18 protein-coding genes, 2 tRNA genes and 1 riboswitch are annotated in these 22,007 nt (G+C 72.8%); of the genes, 11 read left to right on the top strand and 9 right to left on the bottom strand.

Annotated features, from left to right (window positions below; translation table 11 throughout):
* The first annotated feature begins 95 nt into the window (after positions 1-95).
* From CPE01_RS07510 to CPE01_RS07520, 3 genes are all read left to right on the top strand, one after another.
* On the top strand, positions 96-1,082 hold the full coding sequence (locus tag CPE01_RS07510) for a MetQ/NlpA family ABC transporter substrate-binding protein (RefSeq protein WP_146806032.1): 987 nt from the start codon (positions 96-98) through the stop codon (positions 1,080-1,082).
* Positions 1,083-1,182: 100 nt separating this feature from the next.
* Positions 1,183-2,202, top strand: a complete 1,020-nt coding sequence (locus tag CPE01_RS07515; RefSeq protein ID WP_146806033.1) for a methionine ABC transporter ATP-binding protein — start codon at positions 1,183-1,185, stop codon at positions 2,200-2,202.
* Entirely contained in the window at positions 2,199-2,885 is a 687-nt protein-coding gene (locus CPE01_RS07520; protein WP_146806034.1) for a methionine ABC transporter permease, read from the top strand. Before CPE01_RS07515 ends, CPE01_RS07520 begins: the two co-directional genes overlap by 4 nt.
* 21 nt (positions 2,886-2,906) lie before the next feature.
* On the opposite strand, the gene def is transcribed toward CPE01_RS07520, so the two are convergent.
* Entirely contained in the window at positions 2,907-3,395 is a 489-nt protein-coding gene (gene def / locus CPE01_RS07525; protein ID WP_146806035.1) for a peptide deformylase, read from the bottom strand.
* A 159-nt stretch (positions 3,396-3,554) separates the two neighbouring features.
* On the opposite strand from def, the gene CPE01_RS07530 reads away from it, so the two are divergent.
* Genes CPE01_RS07530 through CPE01_RS07540 form a run of 3 tightly spaced genes read left to right on the top strand, consistent with a single transcriptional unit; the run spans position 3,555 to position 7,377 of the window.
* On the top strand, positions 3,555-4,340 hold the full coding sequence (locus tag CPE01_RS07530; RefSeq protein WP_186811458.1) for an AAA family ATPase: 786 nt from the start codon (positions 3,555-3,557) through the stop codon (positions 4,338-4,340).
* Between the two features lie 35 nt (positions 4,341-4,375).
* Positions 4,376-6,799, top strand: coding sequence for a YhgE/Pip domain-containing protein (locus CPE01_RS07535; protein ID WP_146806036.1), 2,424 nt, complete (start codon positions 4,376-4,378; stop codon positions 6,797-6,799).
* Between the two features lie 41 nt (positions 6,800-6,840).
* Entirely contained in the window at positions 6,841-7,377 is a 537-nt protein-coding gene (locus CPE01_RS07540; protein WP_146806037.1) for a TetR/AcrR family transcriptional regulator, read from the top strand.
* Positions 7,378-7,491: 114 nt separating this feature from the next.
* Here CPE01_RS07540 and CPE01_RS07545 read toward each other — a convergent pair whose 3' ends face one another.
* Complete coding sequence (locus CPE01_RS07545; RefSeq protein WP_146806038.1) at positions 7,492-7,716, bottom strand: BldC family transcriptional regulator; 225 nt, start codon at positions 7,714-7,716, stop codon at positions 7,492-7,494.
* Positions 7,717-7,734: 18 nt separating this feature from the next.
* A riboswitch (cyclic di-GMP riboswitch) is annotated at positions 7,735-7,809 on the bottom strand.
* Positions 7,810-8,086: 277 nt separating this feature from the next.
* On the opposite strand from CPE01_RS07545, the gene CPE01_RS07550 reads away from it, so the two are divergent.
* The 4 genes from CPE01_RS07550 (at position 8,087) to CPE01_RS07565 (ending at position 10,333) form a co-directional block, all read left to right on the top strand.
* Positions 8,087-8,160: transfer RNA gene (locus CPE01_RS07550), tRNA-Ile, on the top strand.
* A 71-nt stretch (positions 8,161-8,231) separates the two neighbouring features.
* Positions 8,232-8,744, top strand: coding sequence for a hypothetical protein (locus CPE01_RS07555; RefSeq protein WP_146806039.1), 513 nt, complete (start codon positions 8,232-8,234; stop codon positions 8,742-8,744).
* A gap of 49 nt (positions 8,745-8,793) precedes the next feature.
* Positions 8,794-8,866: transfer RNA gene (locus CPE01_RS07560), tRNA-Asn, on the top strand.
* A gap of 156 nt (positions 8,867-9,022) precedes the next feature.
* A complete protein-coding gene (locus CPE01_RS07565; RefSeq protein ID WP_146806040.1) occupies positions 9,023-10,333 on the top strand; it encodes an MFS transporter in 1,311 nt (436 codons plus the stop codon).
* Positions 10,334-10,336: 3 nt separating this feature from the next.
* On the opposite strand, the gene CPE01_RS07570 is transcribed toward CPE01_RS07565, so the two are convergent.
* Complete coding sequence (locus CPE01_RS07570; RefSeq protein ID WP_146806041.1) at positions 10,337-11,143, bottom strand: DUF1206 domain-containing protein; 807 nt, start codon at positions 11,141-11,143, stop codon at positions 10,337-10,339.
* 299 nt (positions 11,144-11,442) lie between these two features.
* Here CPE01_RS07570 and CPE01_RS07575 point away from each other — a divergent pair, with 299 nt between their 5' ends.
* The gene (locus CPE01_RS07575; protein ID WP_146806149.1) at positions 11,443-12,240 is read left to right on the top strand and encodes a transglutaminase-like domain-containing protein; all 798 of its coding nucleotides are present in this window, start codon (positions 11,443-11,445) and stop codon (positions 12,238-12,240) included.
* A gap of 11 nt (positions 12,241-12,251) precedes the next feature.
* On the opposite strand, the gene dnaG is transcribed toward CPE01_RS07575, so the two are convergent.
* The 6 genes from dnaG to CPE01_RS07605 all read right to left on the bottom strand — a co-directional run bounded on the left by dnaG (position 12,252) and on the right by CPE01_RS07605 (position 21,995).
* The gene (dnaG, locus tag CPE01_RS07580; protein WP_146806042.1) at positions 12,252-14,189 is read right to left on the bottom strand and encodes a DNA primase; all 1,938 of its coding nucleotides are present in this window, start codon (positions 14,187-14,189) and stop codon (positions 12,252-12,254) included.
* 159 nt (positions 14,190-14,348) lie between these two features.
* Complete coding sequence (locus CPE01_RS07585; protein WP_146806043.1) at positions 14,349-16,031, bottom strand: glycosyl hydrolase family 18 protein; 1,683 nt, start codon at positions 16,029-16,031, stop codon at positions 14,349-14,351.
* 257 nt (positions 16,032-16,288) lie between these two features.
* Positions 16,289-17,572, bottom strand: a complete 1,284-nt coding sequence (locus CPE01_RS07590; RefSeq protein WP_186811459.1) for a deoxyguanosinetriphosphate triphosphohydrolase — start codon at positions 17,570-17,572, stop codon at positions 16,289-16,291.
* Between the two features lie 36 nt (positions 17,573-17,608).
* Positions 17,609-19,465 (bottom strand): glycoside hydrolase family 13 protein, encoded by a 1,857-nt coding sequence (locus CPE01_RS07595; RefSeq protein ID WP_146806044.1) that lies wholly within the window; start codon positions 19,463-19,465, stop codon positions 17,609-17,611.
* Entirely contained in the window at positions 19,462-20,373 is a 912-nt protein-coding gene (locus tag CPE01_RS07600) for a sugar ABC transporter permease (protein WP_146806045.1), read from the bottom strand. Before CPE01_RS07600 ends, CPE01_RS07595 begins: the two co-directional genes overlap by 4 nt.
* Positions 20,373-21,995 carry an ABC transporter permease subunit gene (locus CPE01_RS07605; RefSeq protein WP_146806046.1) on the bottom strand — a complete coding sequence of 541 codons (1,623 nt, stop codon included), beginning with the start codon at positions 21,993-21,995 and terminating at the stop codon, positions 20,373-20,375. The genes CPE01_RS07600 and CPE01_RS07605 overlap by 1 nt, the downstream gene beginning before the upstream one ends.
* Positions 21,996-22,007 lie beyond the last annotated feature (12 nt).

Below are 22,007 nucleotides of genomic sequence, written 5' to 3' on the forward strand. Positions count from 1 at the left end.
CCCCGCTGCTCGTTGCAGCTCCCCGCCCACGGTCGACCGTCCCGTCCACCGTCCGCCACGGCACACCCCCTGTGCCCCTCGCCCTGGAGACCACCATGTCCGAGACCCCGAACCCGACTGACGCCCCCGCACCGGTCCTGCCTCCCAAGTCCCGCGGCTCACGGCGCGGGCTGATCGCCGGCGTCGTCGTCGCAGCGGTCGTCGTCGCGGGCGCCGCGACGGCCTTCCTGCTCAACCGCGACTCCGACGACGCGCCGGCGGCGGGCAGCGGCACCGCGTCGGGCGAGCCGACCGTCGTGCGGCTCGGCACGACCGACATCGCGCAGCCGCACTGGGAGATCCTCAAGGACCTCGCCGCGAAGGAGGGCATCGAGCTCGAGCTCGTCGGGTTCTCCGAGTACACGCAGCCGAACCCGGCGCTGGCCGACGGCGAGATCGACCTCAACGCGTTCCAGCACGTGCTGTACCTGGCCGACCACAACAACAACACCGGCGACGACCTGCAGCCCATCGGCTCGACGCTGATCGTGCCGCTGCCGCTGTACTCCGAGAAGCACGAGAAGGTCGAGGAGTTCACGAAGGGCGAGCAGGTCGCGATCCCGAACGACTCGACGAACCAGGCACGCGCGCTGTTCGTGCTCGAGTCGGCCGGCCTGATCGAGTTCTCGGGCGAGCCGGCGGTCCCGACGCCCGACGACGTCGACACCGACGCCTCGACGGTCGTCGTGCGACCTGTCGAGGCCTCGCAGACCGCGGGCCTGATCGCCGACCCCGACATCGCGGGCGTCGTCGTGAACAACAACTTCGCGACGGACGCGGGCTTCGACCTGGACGGCTACGTCTACGCCGACGACCCCCACTCGCCCGGTGCGCAGCCGTACATCAACGTGATCGCCGCGCGTGCGGACGACGTCGACAACCCGGTGTACCAGCGGATCGTCGAGCTGTACCACGACCCGTCGGTGCTCGAGTCGGTCGTCGAGTCCTCGGGTGGCACCGCCGTGATCGTCGAGGGCTACGACGCAGCGAAGCTGCAGGACGTCCTGGCCACCACGCAGGAGAACCTGCGCTCCGCCGGCTGAGCCCTCGCCGCGGGTCGCGGTCCGCACGAGCACGGTGCCCGACCGGCTCGTCACCGACCGCGACCCGCGGCACACCCGTCCGTCCTGCGAGAGGTACGCGATGTCCCCCATCATCGAGCTCGACGAGGTCACGAAGGTGTTCGACGCACCGTCGGGTCCCGTCCGGGCGGTCGACGGCATCTCCCTGACCGTCGAGCACGGCGAGGTGTTCGGCGTGATCGGCTACTCGGGAGCCGGCAAGAGCACGCTCGTCCGGCTGATCAACGGCCTCGAACGCGCGACGTCGGGCCGGCTCGTCGTCGACGGAGACGACGTCACGACGCTCTCCGAGCGCGAGCTGGAGCTCAAGCGGCGGCACATCGGCATGATCTTCCAGCAGTTCAACCTGTTCGCGTCGCGCACCGTCGCGGGCAACGTGGCCTTCCCCCTCAAGGTCGCCGGGTGGCCCCGCGCCGAGCGTGACCGCCGGGTCGCCGAGCTGCTCGACTTCGTCGGCCTGCTCTCACGTGCGCACGACCACCCGAGCCAGCTCTCCGGTGGGCAGAAGCAGCGCGTCGGCATCGCGCGCGCACTCGCGGCGCGCCCGTCGATCCTGCTGGCCGACGAGTGCACGAGCGCGCTCGACCCGCAGACCACCCAGGACGTCCTGCGCCTGCTGCGCAAGGTGAACACCGAGCTCGGCGTCACGATCGTCGTGATCACCCACGAGCTCGACGTCGTGCGCTCGATCGCCGACCGCGTCGCGGTGCTCGAGCACGGCCGGCTCGCCGAGCTCGGCACGGTCTTCGACGTCTTCACCAAGCCGCGCGCGGAGGTGTCGCGGCGGTTCGTCTCGACGGTGCTGCACGACCGGCCGCGCGCTGCGGACCTCGACCGCCTGCGCCGCCACCACGAGGGCCGCATCGTGACCGCCGACGTGCTCGACGGCAGCACGCTCGGTGCGGTCCTCGGCTCGGCGAGCGAGCTCGGGGTCGCGTTCGAGATCGTCTACGGCGGGATCGGCACGTTGCAGGACCGCTCGTTCGGCTCGCTCACCCTCGCCCTGCAGGGCGACGACCCGTCCGTCGACCACCTGATCACGCGGCTGCGTCAGGTCACGACGGTGGAGGAGGTCCGATGATCCCGGTGGCACAGGCGGACCAGGGCTTCGACTGGTCGTTCCACGGACCCAAGCTCGTCGAGTCCCTCGGCGAGACGCTCTACATGGTCGGCGCGACGCTCGTGATCGGCGGCGCGCTGGGGCTCGTGCTGGGGCTCGGGCTCTACACGACGAGGCGCGGCGGCCTGCTCGCGAACCGCGGCGTGTTCGCGGTGCTCAACCTGCTGGTCAACGTGTTCCGGCCGATCCCGTTCCTCATCCTGCTCATGGTGATCGCGCCGCTGACCGTCACGTTGCTCGGCACGCGGCTGGGCAGCACCGCGATGGTCGTCGCGATGTCCTTCGCCGCGACGTTCGGCGTCTCGCGGATCGTCGAGCAGAACCTCGTCGCGATCGACCCGGGCGTGATCGAGGCCGCGCGCGCCACCGGCGCGACGCGCTGGCGGATCATCACCACGCTGCTCGTCCCCGAGGCGCTCGGCCCGCTGATCCTGGGCTACACGTTCGTGTTCGTCGCGGTCGTGGACATGTCCGCGCTGGCGAGCATCATCGACGGCGGCGGGCTGGGCGCGTTCGCGCTCGACTACGGCTACAAGCGCTGGAACTTCGCGGTCGTGTGGATCACGGTCGTCGTCATCATCCTGCTCGTGCAGGCCGCGCAGGCGATCGGCAACCGGCTCTCGCGGCGCGTCATGCACCGCTGAGCCGAGCCGTGATCGGCGGGCTCAGAGCTGCTCGCGGATGGCCCGCATCGCCTTCTTGCGCACCGAGCGCTCGAGGCGGTCGAGGTAGAGCAGCCCGTCGAGGTGGTCGACCTCGTGCTGCAGGCACCGCGCCATGAGCTCGGTGCCCTCGACGACGACCTCGCGGCCGTCGAGGTCGGTGCCCACGACGCGCGCGTACCAGGCGCGGTGCGTGGGGAACCAGAGGCCCGGGACGGACAGGCAGCCCTCGTCGCCGTCCTGGTACTCGTCCTCCGAGAGCTCGACGATCTGCGGGTTGAGCACGTAGCCGAGCTCGTCGTCGATGTTCCAGGAGAACGCGCGCAGCCCGACGCCGATCTGGTTGGCCGCCAGACCCGCACGGCCGTCGGCGTCGACGGTCTCGAGCAGGTCCTCGACGAGTGAGCGCACGCGGTCGTCGATCGTCGTGATCGGGTCGCACGGGGTGCGCAGCACGGGGTCGCCGACAATCCGGATCTCTCGCATCGCCATGCCGAGAATCCTCGCACGCCGCGCGTGCCGAGGTCGGCGCGGTCCACGCGCGGGGGCGCGTGCCGCCTGCGCGTGTGACCAGACAGACACCGCCCGACGCAGCAGGCGACGCGACAGCGGGTCTATCGTTTTGTACTGACCGGTCAGTCAGGAGGAACAGTGACCCCCCAGCACGCCACTCGCACCGTCCCGCACGACGAGCACGTCACCGACCCGGACGCCGCACCGAGCCCCGGTGCTCCCGCGGCCGTCCACGCGCGCGGGCTCCGCCTGACCGGTGCGCGCGGCGTCGTGTACGGACCGGTCGACCTCGACCTGCCCGCCGCCACGCTGACGGTCGTGCAGGGACCCCAGGGCGCGGGCCGCTCGAGCCTGCTGCTCACCCTCGCCGGGCGGATGGTGCCGGACGTCGAGTCGGACGTCACCGTGCTCGGGTGCTCGCTGCCGCGCGACCGCGCCGTGGTGCAGCGGCTCGCCGCGGTCGCGGGATTCGCCGGCATCGACGACCTCGACGACGGCGTCACGGTCGGTGACCTGGTCCGCGAGCGGCTCACGTGGCTCGCCCCGTGGTACCGCCGCGTGCCGCGCGTCGACCAGCGCACGTTCCGCGCCCTCGCCGAGCCGGTGTACGGCGAGCGTCCCGTGCCGCGCGTCGAGACGGTGGTCTGGGACCTCGACGAGGTCGACGCGCTGCTCCTGCGCCTCACGCTCGCGATGGCCCAGGACCCGCGCCTGCTCGTCGTCGACGACGTCGACCAGGTGCACGACTCGACCCGCCGCGCGACGGTCTGGTCCCGGCTCGAGGCGCTCGCCGCCGCCGGGACCACGGTCGTCGCGTCCGTCGCCTCGCTCGACGAGGTCGCCCGCACGTCGTGGCGCACCGCGCCCACCCAGGTCACGCTCGCGACCGGCCCGCACGCGGTGCCCGCGTCCGACGCCGCCTGACCGCTCCCCCGCCCCTCCCTCGTCCGAAGGACCCCATGTCTGCCCTCACCAGCACCGGCACCGAGCTGCGCCGGTTCCGCCGCGGCCGCCTGCCCCGGCTCGCGATCGCCGCGATCGTCCTCATCCCGCTGCTCTACGGCGCGCTGTACCTGTGGGCCTTCTGGGACCCGATGGGCAACCTGGACCGCCTGCCCGTCGCGCTCGTCAACGCCGACCAGGGCGCGGTGCTCGACGACGGCGAGCTGCACGCCGGCGACGAGGTCGTCGACCAGCTCACGCAGGCCGGCGGCCTCGACTGGCGGGTGACCGACGCCGACGACGCCGCGGACGGGGTCGCCGACGGCACCTACTACTTCGCGGTCACGCTGCCCGCCGACTTCTCGGCCGACATCACCTCGGCCTCGGGCGAGACCCCCACCGCGGCCCAGATCCTCGTCACGTACGACGACGCGAACTCGTTCCTCGCCTCGACCCTGGGCCGTAGCGCGATGAACCAGGTGGAGGCCGCGGTCTCGGCGTCGATCGGCGAACAGGCCGTCGACCGCGTGCTCGTCGGTCTCGGCGCGGCGCGCGACGGGTTCGCGCAGGCCGCGGACGGTGCCCTCACGCTGCGCACGGCGGCGGGCGACCTCGGCGACGGCGCGGCCCAGGTCGCGGACGGCGCGCAGCGGTCCGCCGTCGGCGCGCAGCAGCTCGCCGACGGCGCGACGGACCTCGACGCGGGCGCGGCGCGCCTCGCCGCCGGGACGTCCGACCTCGCCGCCGGTGCCGCGACCGCGGCCGGCGGTGCGGGTGACGCCGCGGCAGGCGCGTCCGACCTCGCCGACGGCCTCGGGACGCTCGACGCGGGTGCCGCCTCGCTCGCCGACGGCGCACGCGACGCGGCCGACGGCGCGTCCGACCTCGCCGACGGGGCCGTCACGCTGGCGACCGGTGCCGGCACGGCGGCCGACGGCGCCGACGGCCTCGACACCGGCGCGGCACAGCTCGCGTCGCACCTCGCCACCGCGTCGGCCGGGGCCGACGCGCTGCGGACCGGCACGGCGGACCTCGCGGCGGGCGTCACCGCTCTTCAGGACGAGCTCGCCCCGGTCCTGGACTCGGTGCCCGGGCTGCGCACGGACCTCGGCCGGCTCGCCACGTACCTGACCGCGCGTGCACAGGGCGGCGACACCGCCGCCGCCCAGCTGCTGGCGGGCCTCGCGGACCAGGCGGGTTCCCTCCCGTCCGACGAGGACCTGACCGAGCTCTCCGACGGCCTGACCGCCCTGAGGACCGGCGCCACCGACGCCGCGAACGGTGCCGACGCGCTCGCGACCGGCGTCGGCGCGCTGACGACGGGCGCGCAGAACCTCGCGTCAGGAGCGCACGACCTCGCCACCGGGCTCGACGGCCTCGCCACGGGTGCGGACGACCTCTCCTCCGGCGCGGCCTCGCTCTCGACCGGCATCGACACGCTCGCGACCGGAGCAGGCTCGCTCGCCGACGGCACCGGCACCGCGACCGAGGGCGCCGATGCGCTCGCCGCGGGGACGACGCAGCTGTCGACGGGGATCTCTTCGCTCGCCTCAGGCTCGCAGACCATCGCGTCCGGCGCCGGCCAGCTCGCCGACGGCACGCAGAGGCTCGCGGACGGCACGGCCACGCTCGCGGACGGCACGGCCACGCTCGCGGACGGTGCCGACCGCCTCGCGGACGGGTCCGGTCAGCTGACCGACGGCGTGGGCACGCTCGCCGACGCGCTCGCCGACGGCGCGACCGCGATCCCGTCCGACATCGCGACCGACGCACGCGCCGAGACGATCGCCTCCCCCGTGGGCGTCTCGGAGACGCACGTGAGCCAGGCCGAGGGCTTCGGCGAGGGCTTCGCGCCGTTCTTCCTGCCGCTCGCGCTGTTCGTCGGCGCGCTCATCACGTGGCTCCTGCTGCGGCCTCTGCCGGCGCGGGCTCTCGCGACGCCGGTGTCCGGCTGGCGGGTGGCGATCGCCGGGTTCCTGCCGGCGATGCTGCTCGGCGTCGCGCAGGTCGCGGTGATGCTCGGGGTCGTGCACTACGGGCTGGGCCTGCACCTGAGCTCGGCCGTCGGCACGATCGCCTTCACGCTGCTGGTCGCCGCCGCGTTCCTCGCGCTGCAGCAGATGTTCACCGCGGTGCTCGGCCCGGCCGCCGGCAAGGTTGCGATCCTCGCGCTCCTGATGCTGCAGCTCGCCTCGTCGGGCGGGACGTACCCCGTCGAGACGACGCCCGCGTTCTTCCGCGCGATCAACCCGGTCCTGCCGATGAGCTACGCGGTCACCGGCCTGCGGCAGGTCATCACCGGGACGCTCGACGCACGCCTGTGGCTCTCGGTCGCGGTGCTCGCCGTCGTGATGGTCGGCTCGCTCGCGATCACCGCGTGGCGCGCCGGGCGCATGCGGACCTGGACCCTCGAGCGTCTCCACCCGGCGCTCTCGATCTGATGGCCGCAGAGCGCGTGGGACCGTCGCTAGGGTTGCGACCCATGACGGACACCCGGCGCCAGATCGTCGACGCCGCGCTCGCGCTCGTGGCCGACCGCGGGATCGGTGCGACCTCGGTGGACGACATCGCGGCCGCCGCGGGCGTCGCCAAGGGCAGCGTGTTCTACAACTTCGGCTCGAAGTCCGGGCTGTTCGAGGCGATCATCGCCGAGGGCGTCTCGCGGCTCACGGCCGCGCTGCGCGACGCGGGTGCGGGCCTGCAGGGCCGCCCCGCGGTCGACGCCATGATCGGCGCGCTCCTCGAGCAGGTGTGGGCGCACCCGGACTTCGCCAAGCTCGTCGTCGCCGAGACGTTCCGCTCGGGACGCGCCTGGCAGGAGTCGATCCGGCAGGTGCGCGAGGAGTCGATGGGCGCGCTCGTCGCCGCCGTGCAGCAGGAGTGGCCCGAGCGGGACGCGTGGCTGACGGCCGCCGCCCTGTTCGGCGCGACCCTCGTCGCCGGGCTGGAGTGGCTGGTCTTCCAGCCCACGCGCTCGCTCGACGAGGTGCGCACGGCGGTGCTCGCCGCCGTGGGCTGACCGCTGGGCCCCGGGACGTCCGGCAGCGGCCGGGGCGTCGCACGCATGACAAAGGGCCGGTGAGTCGTCACCGGCCCTTTGGTCGTTCTGCTGCGTGGGGCTGCGCCCGCAGGCTCACTCCGCCGAGCGCTGCTGCGGGACGCCCTGGAGGAGCTGGCGCACCTCGGCCTCGTGGAAGCGGCGGTGCCCGCCGAGCGTCCGCACGGCCGAGAGCTTGCCGGCCTGCGCCCAGCGCGTGACCGTCTTCGGGTCGACGCGGAACAGGACGGCGACCTCGCCGGGGGTCAGGAGGGCGCCCTGCTGCAGCGGGGCGTCGGTCTGAGGGGTGGTGATCGCCATGTCGGCTCTCCTTCGTCGTTCGGTAGCTCGGCTGACCCCGTGGGTCCCGTGGCTTTGCGTCCCCTCCTTGCAGAGGGTTTGCCGTTGTCGCTGACAACTAAGAACTATGCCCGAAACTGGACACGTGTGCAAGAAGCGCAGGGCTGGGAGATCGCGGGCATTCGGGTGAATTTCGGACGCGCGGTATCTGGATGAACCTTCCCGAGTCGGGCACACCCCGCGAGCTCTGGGACCGAGGTCCCGACCCCCGACACGCCCGGAGCACGCCCGTGGGATTCACTCGGACGAGGTCCGCCCAGCCGTCCGAGGACTGGCGGGACCTCGAGGCTCGATCACGCGCGCTCGCCCACCGGTAACCTGGGCGCGCCCCGGGGCAGTAGCTCAGCCGGTCAGAGCAGCGGACTCATAATCCGTCGGTCGTGGGTTCAAGCCCCACCTGCCCCACCCCGAGACACCCCGGCACGGCCACGCCCTCATGGAGACGCTGCCCGAGATCCGGCGGGTACCGTGAGCCGGTGGCTGCTTTCCTCCGCGACCGTGCTCTGACGAACGACGACCGCCGCCGTGTCGACCTGCGACGAGGCGACCGGGTGCTCGTCGCCGCGACGGTCGCCGACGGACGCCGTCTCGTCGCGAGCCGGCTCGCGCTGCACGTGCTGGACGACGAGGCGGTGGCGCGCACACCGTGGGCGGACGTGGACCGCGGGTCGCTCGACGCCGCGTCGCGCACGCTGTCCGTGCGTTGGGTGTGGGGCGCGTCCGACGCCTTCACGTTCGAGGACGACCGCGCCTCGGTGCGGTTCGCGCAGACGTTCCGCGAGCGCGTGCAGTCCTCTGTGGTGCACGCCACGACGGTCGCGTGCCCGACGGGCGGGCAGGCGCGCGTGGCGCTGCGTCGCGACGAGGACGGAGAGCTGTTCACGCAGGTCGTGGCCGACGAGGGCGTCGACCTGGCGGACCCGCAGGTGGCGGCCGTGGTCGACCGCGCCGAGGACTCGCTGCGCGCCGCGGCAGGCCTGCGGGACTGACGGCTGGTCGGGAGCACCCCTGATCGGCTGCTAGAGTTCTGCAGCGCGATCCCCCGTAGCTCAATTGGCAGAGCATTCGACTGTTAATCGAAGGGTTACTGGTTCGAGTCCAGTCGGGGGAGCTTCGGAAGGCCCTGACCTGCGGCAGCAGGCGGGGCCTTCGTCGTGTGTGCGGCACGACACGCCTCCGGTCGCAGGAGCAGGACATCTGACGACTAGGCTGGGGACGGCCCCACGGGGTCGAGACGATCCCTTCCGCGAGACGGAGCCCCTCCCCCATGACCGGCGTGCCGCAGCCCGTGCGCGCGTCGTCGCACCGTGCGGTCGTCGTCTATGTCGCGGCTGTCGCCGCGTACTTCGTCGCAGTGCTGCACCGCAGCGCGCTCGGGGTCGCCGGGGTCGAGGCGATCGAGCGGTTCGACCTGAGCGCGACCGCGCTGTCGATGTTCTCGGTCGTCCAGCTCACCGTGTACGCGGGTCTGCAGCTGCCCGCAGGGCGGCTGCTCGACCGGTTCGGGGCGCGCGTCGTGATCGGTGTCGGGTCCGCGGTCATGGCCGTGGGCCAGCTCGTGCTGGCGTTCGCGGACAGCGTCCCGGCCGCGCTGGCGGCGCGGGTGCTCATCGGCGCGGGTGACGCCGGCATCTTCATCTCCGCGGTCCAGCTCGTCGCGCAGTGGTTCCCGCCGCGGCGCGTGCCGGTGCTTGTGCAGCTGACGGGCCTGATCGGGCAGTCGGGGCAGCTCGCCTCCGCCATCCCGCTCGCGTGGCTGCTGCACCACCAGGGGTGGACGCCCGCGTTCGGCGCGCTCGCCGTGGTGGGTGCGCTCGCGACGGTCGGCGCGTTCGTCGGGATCCGCGAACCAGCGGGCGCACGCGGCGTCGCGCGCGACGAGCACTCGTTCGCGCAGGCGGTCCGCGTGGCCGCGCGGCCGCCGGGCACCCGGCTGGGCTGGTGGAGCCACTTCGCGACGCCGTTCAGCGCCAACGTCGTCGCGCTGCTGTGGGGTGTGCCGTTCTTCGTCACCGCGCAGGGGCGCTCGACGGCCGAGGCGGGTGCGCTGCTGACGATCCTGACGCTCACCGCGATGGCGTCCGGGCCCGTCGTCGGCCGCCTGACGGGTCGGCACCCGCTGCGGCGCACCTCGATCGTCCTGACGTCCTGCGTGGCGACGTTCGTCGCGTGGCTGGTCGTGCTCGTGCCGTCGACGCCGCGCCCGATGTGGCAGCTCGTCGTGTTCGTCGCCGTCATCGGCGCGGGCGGCCCCGTGTCGCTCGTCGGGATGGACTTCGCGCGGACGTACAGCGAGCCGCAGCGCCTGGGGACGGCCTCCGGCTTCGTCAACACCGGCGGGTTCACCTCGACGATCGGCGCGGTGCTCGCCGTGGGTGTCGTCCTCCAGCTCGTGTCACCCGCGGGCGCGACGACGTACTCGCTCGACGCGTACCGCTGGGCGTTCACGTCGCTGCTCGTGCCCTGGACGCTCGGCGTCTGGGGCGTGCTGCGCACGCGCAACCGCACCCGAGCCGTGCTGGCGCGCGAGGGTGTCGTCGTGCCCCCGCTGCGCCAGGCGCTGCGGCGAGGCCGCTGAGGCCTACAGCCGCCCGTACCTCGCCCGCACGAACGAGTAGACGCCGTAGGCGACGAACCCGAGCGCGACGAGCGCGAGCAGCAGCGGCCCGGCAGGGCCTTCCTTGAGCGTGCGCATGGCACCGTCCAGCCCGGTCGCCTCGGACTCGTCCGCGTGCCACGCCGCGGCGACGAACAGCCCGCCGACGATGCCGAGCGCCACCCCCTTGGCGATGTAGCCGACCGTGCCCGCGACCCGCGACCCACGCCCGGCCTCGCCTGCCGGGAGCCCCTGGAGGTCCTCCAGGAACTTCTGCCGCCACCCCTTGACCACGTGGTAGACGCCCACGGCGACGATCGCCAGGCCCAGCGCGCCGACGAGGATCCGACCCGCGGGTGCGTCCATGAGGTCGGCTGTCAGGTCCTGCGTGTCGTCGGACGACGACGAGCCCGTGCCCCTGGCCCACGTGGCCGTGACCACCGCGAGCCCGAGGTACACCACGCCGCGGCCGATCGCCTTCGCGCGGTCGCCGGACGACGAGGCTCCCCTGGCGGCGGCCGAGCCGAGGTGCACGGCCTTGGCGATCTGCCAGCCCGCGAGCGCGAGCAGCGCCACCGCCGCGACCCACAGCCCGACCCGGCCGAGGGGTTCGTCGGCGACCGTCGAGAGCGCGCCCGACTGGTCGGCCGACTGCGAGGAGTCACCGAGGGCGAGGCGCAGTGCGATCACGCCGATGAGGATGTGCAGTGCTCCGCTGACGACGTAGCCCGCGCGGGCGGCTGTCGCCCAGGCGCCCTGCGTCGTCGCGCCGAGGTTGGCAGTGCTCGTCATGGCAGCTCCCTGGGGGTCGGGGAAGCGGGGCGCCGCCCGGCTCGTCGGCGCGCGTCCGATCGTGGCAGTGTGGGCGGCGGGCCGCGACCGGAGCGCGCCCCCGCCCGGGCGTCGGACGCGGTGGCCCAGCGGCGCGAAGGTCGGTGACGAGCCGCGAGCGGCGCCCACGACGAGGCCCTGACCTGCCGCTTCGCGCGACGTTCGCCGCCCGCTTGTCGATCCGCCTGACGAGCCCCACACTTGCGCTGCCCCCTCGTGATGTCCGGTCACCGACAGCCGGAGAAATGGAACCGCCGACCGTGCTGCGCACCGTCTCCTGCCACCTCTCCCTCGACGTGCGCAGCCCCCTCGAGATGTACCTCGCCATCGCGGTCGCCGACGGCGCGTACGACCGTTCCGAGCAGCTCACCGTCCGCCACGAGGACGGTCCGCTCGACGTCGTCGAGATCAAGTCCGGTCATGGTGGGCGCCTGCACCGCGTGCTGGCGCCGACCGGCCGCGTGGTCGTGGACTACCAGGCCACGGTGGCCGGTGTCGCGGCTCGCCCGCCCGTCGAGGAGCTGGACCTCGTCGAGTACCGCCAGCCGAGCAGGTATGCCGAGTCCGACCGCCTCCTGGCGTTCGCGCGCGACCAGTTCGGCGGGCTGTCCGGTGTCGAGCTCGTCGACGCGGTGGTGTCCTGGGTGTCGTCGCACGTGACATACCTGTCGGGCAGCAGCCTTCCGACCGACGGGGCGACCGACACGCTGCTCAAGCGGCGCGGGGTGTGCCGGGACTTCGCGCACCTCGTCGTCGCCCTGCTGCGCGCGTGCGACCTGCCGGCGCGGCTCGCCTCGGTGTACGCCCCGCGCCTGAAGCCGATGGACTTCCACGCGGTCGCGGAGGTGTTCGTCGAGGGCGGCTGGCACCTGCTCGACGCGACGCGGCTCGCGCCCCGCGAGGGGATGCTGCGCATCGCGACGGGTCGCGACGCGACCGACACGGCGTTCCTGTCGTCGTACGGCGGCGCGCTCACGCTGCGCTCCATGACCGTGACCGCGGCAGCCGACGAGCTGCCCGCCGTGGACGACGGTGGCGACCTGCGCGCGCTCGTCTGACTCGCGCGCGCTCAGACGCTCTCGCGCAGGCTCCGGCGACGTCCCTCGATCGCGACGAGCTCGGCGAACGTCGCCTGGTAGCCCTGCGGGTCCGCGGCGGAGTCCATGCGCTGCAGGCGCCCGCGCAGCTCGGCGATCTGCCGGGTGAACCCCATCTCGACGAGCCGCAGCACGACGCCCCGCACGTAGTCGCCCACGGCCTCCGGGCGGTCCTCGGGCACGGGTGCCACGGCGAGCTCGGTGACGAGCGGCCGGACGGCCTCGGCGGCCTCGTCCAGCACGGCGCCGACCCATGCGGTCGAGCTGCCGTCCTCGCCGACCGAGGCGCGGCCCGCGGTCACGCCGCCGGCGGCGCGGATCGCCTCGTGCACCGCGCGGTGCGCGGGCGCCGCGAACGCGTCCGCGCCGAGCTCGTCGAACTCCGCGGGGACGAGTGCGGGTGCCTGCAGGACGACCTCGAGCGCGGTGCGCTCGACCGCGAGCACCGGGTCGACCGGTCCGGGGCGCTGCGGCCGCGCCTGGCGGGGCGCCTCGGGAGCGGCGGGCCGCCCTGCGCCGCCCGGACCACGTCCGGCCTGACCACCACGACCGCGTGCGCTGTCGACCGCGCGCTGCACGCTGGACAGGTCCTCCATGCCGAGCCAGCCCGCCAGCAGACGCGTGTACTCGGGCCGCAGGGCCGCGTCACGGATGCCCGCGACGACCGGGGCCGCGCTGCGCAACGCCGCGACCCGGCCCTCCGCGGTCCCGAGGTCGTACGAGCGCAGGGTCGCGCGCAGCACGAACGCGAACAGGGGCTGGCGCCCGGCGACGAGCGCGCGCACCGCGTCCGGGCCGCGGTTCTGCCGCAGCTCGCACGGGTCCATGCCGCTGGGCTCGACCGCGACGAACGTCTGCGCGGCGAACGTCTGGTCCTCGCCGAACGCGCGCAGCGCGGCCTTCTGTCCCGCCTCGTCGCCGTCGAACGTGAAGATCACCTCGCCGCCCACGGACGTCCCCGTCGCGAGCTGCACGCCGCTGCTGGCACCCGAGTCGCCGATGAGCCGGCGCACGATCCGTGCGTGGTCCGAGCCGAACGCCGTGCCGCAGGTCGCGACCGCGCTGCCGATGCCGGACAGGTGCATCGCCATGACGTCGGTGTAGCCCTCGACGACGACGACGCGCTTGTCCTTCTGCATCTCGCGCTTGGCCAGGTCGAGCCCGTAGAGCACGTGCGACTTGCGGTACAGCGGCGTCTCGGGGGTGTTGAGGTACTTGGGGCCGTTGTCCTCGTCGAACAGGCGGCGCGCACCGAACCCGATGGTCTCCCCCGTGACCTCGCGGATCGGCCAGACCAGCCGGCCGCGGAACCGGTCGTAGACCCCGCGCTGGCCCTGGCTCACGAGGCCTGAGGCGATCAGCTCGGGCTCGGTGAAGCCGCGGCCCCGCAGGTGGCGCAGCAGCGCGTCCCACCCGGTGGGCGCGAACCCGACGCCGAACTGCTCGGCGGCCGAACGGTCGAAGCCGCGCTCGGCGAGGAACTGCCGGCCGGCCGCCGCGCCGGGCGTCGCGAGCTGCTCGCGGTAGAACTCCTCGGCGACCTTGTGCGCCTCGATGAGCCGCCGCCGGCGCCCGGGCTCCTCGGCGGGCCTCGTCGGGCCGCCTTCCTCGTAGCGCAGCTGCACGCCGACCCGGCCGGCGAGGTACTCGACGGCCTCCGCGAACCCGAGCCCGTCCACCTTGGTGACGAAGTCGATGACGTCGCCACCCTCGCCGCACCCGAAGCAGTGGTACCGCCCGACCTGCGGCCGCACGTGGAACGACGGCGAGCGCTCGTCGTGGAAGGGGCACAGGCCCTTGAGCGAGCCGACGCCCGCGGCCTTGAGCTGGACGTGCGCGCCGACGACCTCCTCGATCCGCACACGCTCGCGGACCGCTTCCACGTCCTCCCGTCGGATGCGTCCCGCCACGCCAGGAGTCTAGGTCGTCCGCGTCGTCGGCCCGACGCCCGCGCGGGTGAGGCGCAGGACAGGCGGCGTCGGGACGCCCACCCGCCCGCCGGGACATCGAGCCCGACGACGACGAGGGGGCCGAAGCCGCGGCGCCGACCCCCTCGCGTCACCGTCCGATCAGCTGATGCCCGACTTCAGCGCCGAGATCAGCTCGCCGTTGCTCGTGTCGCCCGACAGCTCCCAGAAGAACGCCCCGCCGAGGCCCTTGCTCTTCGCCCAGGCGGTCTTGGTGGCGATCGTCGCGGGGGTGTCGTAGCTCCACCACTCGTTGCCGCACACCGCGTACGCGGTGCCGCCGACGGTCCCCGTGGCGGGGCAGCGGTTCTTGAGGACCTTGTAGTCCTCGATCCCCGCCTCGTACGTGCCCGGTGCGGCGCCGGTCGCGGAACCGCCGGGCGCGCTCTGCGTCACACCCGTCCAGCCTCGGCCGTAGAACCCGACGCCCAGCAGGATCTTGTTCGCCGGGATCCCCTTCGCGATGAGCTTGTTCACCGCCGCCTCCGCGTTGAACCCGGCCTGCGGGATACCCGCGTAGGAGGTCAGCGGCGAGTGCGGTGCCGTCGGGCCCTGCGGGTTGAACGCGCCGAAGTAGTCGTACGTCATCGGCATGATCCAGCTCAGCTTGGTCGCCGCGGTCGCATAGTCGGTGGCGTCGATCTTGCCGCCGTTGCTCCCGTCGGCGGTGATCGCGGCGGTGATCAGGTAGTTCTGACCGAACCGGTTGCGCAGCGCGGTGATGACGCGGTCGAACGCCTGCGGGCCGCTCGCGTCGCAGCTCAGGCCGCACGCGTTCGGGTACTCCCAGTCGATGTCGATGCCGTCGAACAGCCCGGCCCAGCGGCTGTCGTTGAGCAGCGCGTAGCACGAGTTCGCGAACGCGGTCGGGTTGGCCGCCGCGGCGGTGAAGCCGCTCGACCAGGTCCAGCCGCCGAACGACCAGATGACCTTGAGGCCAGGGTTGGCGGCCTTGAGCTTGCGCAGCTGGTTGAAGTTGCCGCGCAGGGGCTGGTCCCACGTGTCGGCGACACCGTCGACGCTCTGGTCCGCGGTGTACGCCTTGTCGTACGCCGCGTACGAGTCACCGATCGAGCACTGCCCGCCGGTCGTGTTCCCGAACGCGTACAGGATGTGCGTCAGCTTCGACGCGCTGCCCGACGTCTTGATGTTGTTCACGTGGTAGTTGCGCCCGTAGACGCCCCACTCGGCGAAGTAGCCGACGAGCTTGCGGGCGCCGGGTCCGACGGTCGGGTCGGGCGTCGGGGTCGACGTCGGGGCAGGTGTCGGCGTCGACGTGGGGCCCGTCGTCGGGCTCGTCGTCGGGCTCGTGGGCGTCGGGACGCTCCCGCCGGCGCAGGCCGCGCCGTTGACGGTGCATCCGGTGGGCTGCGCGAACGGACCGCTGCCGATGTACCCCCACGTCTGGGAGGCGCCCGGGGCGAAGGGGCCGGCCCAGCTCTTGGAGGTGACCTTGTAGTGGTTGCCGGTGCGGGTCACGTCCGCGTCCCACGAGCTCGTGATCGTGGTGCCGGCCGGCAGGTCGAACTCGAGCGTCCACGTGGACGCCGTGCTCGTCGTGCCGTTGGTGACCTGCACGGACGCCTGGTGACCGGTCCCCCAGTCACCCGCCGACGTGAAGGTCGCCGTGAACGTCCCGGCCGCGTTGGCCGGTAGTGCCGCGACCAGTCCGGTCGCGACGAGCGCCGCAGCGGCGGCGAGCGCGACCACCGCGCTGCGTCGTCGGCGACCGATGGTGCGTGCTGTGCCGGCTGCGTCGCCGGCGTGCCCTTCGAGGTGCTGCATCCTTGCCTCCCGGTGCGATGGGAAGTGCGGTATTTAGTAAGGGATATTCACAAATCCCTCGCCACAGACGCTAGCCAGACCGGGTGAAATGCGTCAACGATTCCGGACGAATCCGCGGAAAGGGCGCACGTCAGGCGCATGTGGCTCGGCAACCCCGCGGTCGCTCACGTCGGGTGACGCAGTGACCGGAGCAACCGATGACTCGGCGGACAGGGGCGGCGGACGTCACCCGAGGCCCACGCGCGGGTGGGGTGAGGTCAGTGGCGCGGCGGGCGGACCAGGCGCGCGTGGGCCTCGGCCGCGGAGACGTCCGTGAGCGAGGCGACCTGGTCGATCACGACCCGCAGCCGCGCGGCGTCGTCGGCCGCCTGCGACCAGTCCGCGGCGAACGGCGGCTCGAGCGCGAGCGGGGCACGGTCCGCCATGATCCGCACGAGGTCGGTCAGCACCTCGCGCTGGCGGTGGTAGAGCGGCTCGAGCTCGCGCGGCGCCATGACGTACGCCACCGCGAGGCCCTTGAGCACCAGGATCTCCGCCTGCGTCGTGATCGGGACGACGAGGTCGGCGGCGTACCGCGTGAGCGGCCCTCCCCCGTACTGCGCGCGCGTGGCCTTCTGCGATGCCTTGGCGAACCGCCCGATGAGCTGGCTGGTGGCGTCCTTGAGCATCGCGAGCGCGCCGCGCGACCCGTCGAAGCCCGGCGCCCACAGGCGCGCGTGCACGAGCCGGTCCATCGCGGCGAGCAGGCCCGCCTCGTCGACCGTGTCGCCGTACCAGGTCTGGATCGCCTCGACGACGCGCGCGCGCTCGTCGGGCTGCGACAGCACCGCGAGGTCGAGGCGACCGCCGACGACCGCGTCCTCGACGTCGTGCACCGAGTACGAGATGTCATCCGCGAGGTCCATGACCTGCGCCTCGAGGCACTTGCGCCCCTCGGGGGCGTCCTGGCGCAGCCACTCGAACACCGGCAGGTCGTCCTCGTAGACGCCGAACTTGTGGGTCGGGCGACCGCTCGCGGCGCTGACCGGACCCTGCAGGTAGCGCCACGGGTACTTGACCGAGGCGTCGAGCGACGCGCGCGTGAGGTTCAGCCCGACGGAACGTCCCTCGGCGTCGACGACCTTCGGCTCGAGCCGCGTGAGCAGGCGCAGGGTCTGCGCGTTGCCCTCGAAGCCGCCGATGTCGCGCGCGAGCGCGGCCAGCGCGCGCTCACCGTTGTGACCGAACGGCGGGTGGCCCAGGTCGTGCGCGAGGCACGCGGTGTCGACGACGTCCGGGTCGCAGCCCAGCGCCTTGCCGATCTCCCGGCCGACCTGGGCGACCTCGAGCGTGTGCGTGAGCCGCGTGCGGACGAAGTCGTCCGACGACGGGCCGAGCACCTGCGTCTTCGCGCCGAGCCGACGCAGGGCCGACGAGTGCACGATCCGCGCGCGGTCACGCTCGAACGGCGTGCGTCCCTTGGACTTCGCGGACTCCGCGACCCAGCGTTCACGGTCGACGTCGACGTAGCCGTCGACGTCGAGGTGCTCGAGCATGGTCATCGGGTCAAGCGTACGCAATCGCGCACGCGTTCCCGGTCAGCCCAGCCGCCAGACCTGCACGGACGGGCCCTCGGTCGCTGGCACGACGACCTCGTCGGCACCCGTGCCCAGCACGCCACCGCCGTACAGGTTCTCCGCGGCGCGGACCGGCAGCGGCAGGCGAGCGCCCGCCCACACGTCGCGCGCCAGGACGACGAGCACGCGCTCGTCGGCCGTCTCGCGCAGGTAGCCCACGGCGTCGTCGTCGACGAACGCCCAGCGCAGACCGCCCTCGCGCAGCGCGCGGCACGAGCGCCGCAGCGCGATGAGCGCGCGGTACGTCGCGAACGTCGCGTCGTCCCAGTCCGCACCCGCGGCCCCTGGGACGCCGTCGATCCGCCCCCACGGCATCGGCACCCGCCCGTGCTCGCCGTTGACACCCGTCAGCCCGCCCTCGTCGCCCGCCCAGATCACCGGCGTGCCCGGGTAGGTCAGCAGCAGGCCCGCGGCGACCTCGACCAGCGCGCGCGAGCCGGTCACGGTCCGGATGCGCGCGGTGTCGTGCGACCCCAGCAGGTTCCACTGGTGCCGCGTCACCGACCACGGGACGGTCGCGTCGAAGTCCCGCATGGTCGCGACCATGTCCGCTCCCCCGCTGCGCGGGACCGGCACGGGCATCCCCATGAAGGGCAGGGACGATCCCGGCGCCACGAGCCACGTCCAGGCCGGCCGCGTGAACGCCGAGTAGTTCATGTTGACGTGCCAGCCGCCCACGGACAGGTCGCCCGCGGCGTCGTGGAAGTGCTCGGCGACGAGCGCCGCGTCGGGGTTGACCCCCGCCATCCGGGCCCGCAGCGCGCGGGCGACCGCGTGCGCGTGGTCGTCGTCGCGGTAGCGCCCCGTCATGTTGGCGACGTCGATGCGCCAGCCGTCGAGGTCGAACGGGGGCCGCAGCCACCGCTCGGCCACGGACCCGGCACCGGTGATCATCCGCTCGGTGAGCTCGGGTGCGCCGTAGTTGAGCTTCGGCAGGGACGCGTGCTCGAGCCACCCGACGTAGCCCGGCTCGTCGTCGGTCCAGTAGTAGAACGACGCCTCCGCGCTCGACCGGTCGGCGCGCGCCCGCTCGAACCACTCGTGGCCCGCGCCCGTGTGGTTCGTCGTGAGGTCGCCGACGACGCGCATGCCGCGCGCGTGCAGCGCCGCCGACAGCGAGGCGAGCGCGTCGTCGCCGCCCAGCAGCGGGTCGACGTGGGCGAAGCTCGTCGCGTCGTACCGGTGGTTCGAGCGCGCCGGGAAGACCGGGGTCAGGTACAGCGTGTCGACCCCGAGCCGCTGCAGGTGGTCGAGACGCTGCTCGACGCCGCGCAGGTCACCGCCGTAGAGCTGCTGCGCGACGCCGTGGCCTGACCCGATCGGCTCGTCGGCCCAGTCCGCGGCGACCGCCCAGTCCGGCAGCGGTCCGCGCGGCGGCCCGTCGTGCCCCGACGACCGCGCGAACCGGTCGGGGAACACCTGGTAGACCACGGCGTCGTCGAGCCAGCGGGGCGCGGGGCCGTGCACCGCGAGGCGGAAGTCCGCGGCGTCGGTGACGTCCCGGCCGTGCAGGCCACGCCCGTTGAGCCAGCGGTACCCGCCGGGCTCGTCGAGCAGGAACCGGTACGGCGTGACGGGGTTGTGCACGACGACGTCCGCGACGTACCAGCGCTCGCGCTCGTCGGCCCGTTCGAGGCGGGCCGGCACGAACCGCGGCTCGCCGTCGCGGACCACGCGCACGTGCACCCCGCGCTCGGCCCGCGACGCGGGGACGCGTACCCGGACGGGTACGACGTCCCCGAGCCGCGGGGTGGCGCGCTCGACGTACAGCTCCGAGCCGTCGTGGTGCGGTACTCCGAGGCCGAGCCCTGCGCTCATCCCTTGACGGAGCCCGCGGTGAGCCCGCCGACGATGTACTTCTGCAGGAACATGAACAGCAGCACCACCGGGACGGCCGCGATCACGGCGCCCGCGGCGAACAGCCCCCAGGGCGCCGTGCGCTCGTCGGCCGCGAGCGAGTAGAGCCCGACCGCGACGGTCCAGTTGTCCGCGCGCTGCAGCACGACCTTGGCGATCAGGAAGTCGCCGAACGAGGAGATGAACGACAGCAGGCCGACGACCGCGAGGATCGGCGTGACCATGCGCAGGATGATCGTCCAGTAGATCTGGCCGTGCGTCGCTCCGTCCATCTTCGCGGCCTCGTCGAGCTCACGCGGCACGGTGTTGAAGAACCCGTACATGAGGAACGTGTTCACGCCGAGCGCGCCGCCGAGGTAGACGAAGATCAGCCCCAGCAGGCTGTCCAGGCCGAGGGCCGGGAACACGTCCTTGAGCGTGAGCAGCAGCAGGAAGATCGCGACGAACGCAAGCGTCTGCGGGAACATCTGCGCGAGCAGCAGGCCGGTCAGGCCCTTCTCGCGGCCCTTGAACCGGAACCGCGAGAACGCGTATGCGGCGGCCGCACCCATCAGCACGGTGCCGATCGCCGTGACCGTGCACACGACGAGGGAGTTGCCGAGCCACGTCCAGAAGCCACGTGCCTCGAGGTCGGCGAAGTTCTCCCCCGAGACCGTGCGGAACAGCCGGTTGGACCCGACGAGCGAGCCGCCCGGGTTGAGCGACGCGGAGATCACGTACAGCAACGGCAGCACGCAGATGACGATCATCACGAGCGCCACGAGGTAGCGCCACGAGACCTCGCGCCACCAGCGCCGGGTGAACGTGCCGTTGCGGCGCACGTTCGTGCTCGCCGCCTTGGCCGGCGCCTGTGCGGTCTGGGTGGTCATCACAGCTCCTCGAGACGACGCGTGCGACGGAAGCCCCACCAGGAGATCGCGCCGACCATGATGAAGATGAGGATCGACAGCGCGCTCGCGAAGCCGTACTGCTTGAGGCCGCTCTCGAACGCGACGGAGTAGACCATCGAGATGAGGATGTCGGTGTGCCCGACGACGACGGGTGTGCCGACGAAGTTCGGTCCGCCGCCCGTGAGCATGTAGATGAGCGCGAAGTTGTTGAAGTTGAACGCGAACGACGCGACGAGCAGCGGCGCGACCGACACCATGAGGAGCGGCAGCGTGATCGAGCGCATGATGCGCCACGGCTTGGCGCCGTCCATGCGGGCCGACTCGTAGACCTCGCCCGGGATCGACTGCAACGCACCCGTGCACACGATGAACATGTACGGGAAGCCGAGCCACAGGTTGACGCCGATGACCGAGAGCTTCGCGAGCCAGGGATCGGTGAGCCACGGGATCTCGGCGCCACCCAGGAGGACCTGGTTGAGGAAGCCGCTGCCCGTGTTGAGCATGCCCTTCCACACGAGCGCGGAGATGAACGCCGGGATCGCGTACGGGAGGATCATCAGCGCGCGCAGCAGCTTGCGGGCCCGCACGCGCGGGTCGTTGAACACGACCGCGAGGAACAGGCCGAGCACGAACGTCGTGAGCACGGACAGCAGCGCGAACGCGAACGTCCACAGGAAGATCTCGACGAACGCCGTGCGCAGGCGCTCGTCGCTGAACGCGCGCGTGAAGTTGTCGAAGCCCACGTTGACGCGCCACCCGGGAGCGATGGTCGAGCCGTCCTCGGCCGCGAACTGCCCCTGGTCGTTGGGCCGGTAGACCACGCCGGTCTGCGTGTTGGTCATGGTGTCGGCCGCAGGGTCGTACTCCATGACCGACTCGAAGATGTAGCCGGTCGCGGCGTCCTGCGTCCGCAGCGAGCCGTCGGCGGCGTCGTCGGACACCGGCACACGCAGGTCGACGATCTCCTGCTGGCGCTGCGCGACGGCCGCGAAGCCGAGCACCTCGTGCTCGGGCAGCGCCGTGACCTTGTCGGACTCGACGGTCGCGTCGTCGGCGGGCGCGAGCGGGTCGTCCTGCGTGCCGACGAGCGCCTGTCCGTCGCGCACGATCGCGAACGCGAGGTCGCCGTCGGAGTCCGTGAGGATCGTCAGCGGGTACGCCTGCGAGCCCTCCACGCGCTGCTCGTTCTGCGCAAGGATCGCGGAGATCGCGTCGTCCTTCGTGGAGTTGTGCCCGTCGCCGTAGTTGGTGAACGCGACGTAGGCCGTGTAGCACGCCGTGAAGATGACGTAGACCAGCAGGAAGACGAGGCCGGGCAGCAGGTACTTCGCGGCGAGCGTGCGCCGCGAGAAGTACGCCCAGTTGACGGCGACGAGGGCCAGGACGAGGAAGCCGACGATCGCCCACTGCTCGACCGCGATCGCCGTGAGGATGCCGTACAACGCGATCGCGTCGATCAGGCCGACCAGGACGAGCTTGACCAGGAAGCCCTTGGAGAAGTCCCGGGCGGGTGACGAGTCACCGCGGACGGGCCGCTCGTCGCCTGGGGGTGGTTCGGGGGGTGCGTGCTCGCTGTCGTGCACGATCGTCTGCTGCGACATGTGGTCCTCCGC

The sequence above is a fragment of the Cellulomonas persica genome (assembly GCF_007989825.1).
GTDB lineage: Bacteria > Actinomycetota > Actinomycetes > Actinomycetales > Cellulomonadaceae > Cellulomonas > Cellulomonas persica.

Coding starts and splice junctions, on each gene's coding strand:
- CPE01_RS07510 (WP_146806032.1), top strand. CDS start 96: ATGTCCGAGACCCCGAACCCGACTGACGCCCCCGCACCGGTCCTGCCT.
- CPE01_RS07515 (WP_146806033.1), top strand. CDS start 1,183: ATGTCCCCCATCATCGAGCTCGACGAGGTCACGAAGGTGTTCGACGCA.
- CPE01_RS07520 (WP_146806034.1), top strand. CDS start 2,199: ATGATCCCGGTGGCACAGGCGGACCAGGGCTTCGACTGGTCGTTCCAC.
- def (WP_146806035.1), bottom strand. CDS start 3,395: ATGGCGATGCGAGAGATCCGGATTGTCGGCGACCCCGTGCTGCGCACC.
- CPE01_RS07535 (WP_146806036.1), top strand. CDS start 4,376: ATGTCTGCCCTCACCAGCACCGGCACCGAGCTGCGCCGGTTCCGCCGC.
- CPE01_RS07540 (WP_146806037.1), top strand. CDS start 6,841: ATGACGGACACCCGGCGCCAGATCGTCGACGCCGCGCTCGCGCTCGTG.
- CPE01_RS07545 (WP_146806038.1), bottom strand. CDS start 7,716: ATGGCGATCACCACCCCTCAGACCGACGCCCCGCTGCAGCAGGGCGCC.
- CPE01_RS07565 (WP_146806040.1), top strand. CDS start 9,023: ATGACCGGCGTGCCGCAGCCCGTGCGCGCGTCGTCGCACCGTGCGGTC.
- CPE01_RS07570 (WP_146806041.1), bottom strand. CDS start 11,143: ATGACGAGCACTGCCAACCTCGGCGCGACGACGCAGGGCGCCTGGGCG.
- CPE01_RS07585 (WP_146806043.1), bottom strand. CDS start 16,031: ATGCAGCACCTCGAAGGGCACGCCGGCGACGCAGCCGGCACAGCACGC.
- CPE01_RS07590 (WP_186811459.1), bottom strand. CDS start 17,572: ATGACCATGCTCGAGCACCTCGACGTCGACGGCTACGTCGACGTCGAC.
- CPE01_RS07595 (WP_146806044.1), bottom strand. CDS start 19,465: ATGAGCGCAGGGCTCGGCCTCGGAGTACCGCACCACGACGGCTCGGAG.
- CPE01_RS07600 (WP_146806045.1), bottom strand. CDS start 20,373: ATGACCACCCAGACCGCACAGGCGCCGGCCAAGGCGGCGAGCACGAAC.
- CPE01_RS07605 (WP_146806046.1), bottom strand. CDS start 21,995: ATGTCGCAGCAGACGATCGTGCACGACAGCGAGCACGCACCCCCCGAA.